General features: G+C 55.4%; 2 protein-coding genes. Both read left to right on the top strand.

Annotated elements, in window-relative coordinates; genetic code table 11:
• The coding region (locus ACOCD2_RS20725; protein WP_419626022.1) for a hypothetical protein at positions 1 to 219 on the top strand (219 nt) is incomplete at its 5' end.
• 18 nt (positions 220 to 237) lie between these two features.
• A complete protein-coding gene (locus ACOCD2_RS20720; protein ID WP_419626020.1) occupies positions 238 to 378 on the top strand; it encodes a hypothetical protein in 141 nt (46 codons plus the stop codon).
• Positions 379 to 664: the final 286 nt, after the last annotated feature.

The following is a 664-nucleotide window of genomic DNA, read 5'->3' as shown; positions in this document are numbered from 1 at the left end:
GAAGCCTATCTCGCGCCCCGGCTCCGGCAGTGGCTGGACAGAGAGTCACTGGACTGGGTCATGGCACATGCCTTCAGTCTTCGTGGGTACTGGTCCGGGGTGCTCACCGGGAGCAGGGCGTCGCAGTTGAACCCCTGTGTGCAACGGATAAACGAACCTTATCTGCGCCTGCCGAAAACGGTGCTGATCAGCTATTTTCCGATACAGGGATATGCGTAGCCCCTGCTGGTGGTGAATGTGCATGGCGTCAATTTTACCCTCGGCAGTGCCGATCTCGATGCCCAGTTTCAGGCTATACAGGCAGTGATGGACAGCCACCAGGGCCCCATCGTCATGGCAGGTGTTTCAACACCTGGAATCGTGCGCGTATGGCGGTGATACGCCATCTGGCGGACCGCAACGGGCTGAGCACGGTGACGTTTGCAGGCAGGCCTGTGGTCCATTTTGGACATCGTCTCGATCACATATACTATCGGGGATTGGTACCTCTACAAAGCAAGGTGACTGAGGTAAAATCATCCGATCACCATCCACTGACTACCATTTTCAGGCTGGATTCAAATACATGAACAAGCTGTTGATTGTCATTCTGTTTACGGGATTTCTTGGCAGCGCTGCCGCGGCGACGATGAGCGAGGAAATCGAGCATCTGCTGGGTTTCGTC

Source organism: Thiolapillus sp. (assembly GCF_048562965.1).
Lineage (GTDB): Bacteria > Pseudomonadota > Gammaproteobacteria > Chromatiales > Chromatiaceae > Thiolapillus > Thiolapillus brandeum_A.
The sequence above is the reverse complement of the archived record's forward strand: the minus strand, read 5'-3'. Positions and strand labels throughout refer to the sequence as shown.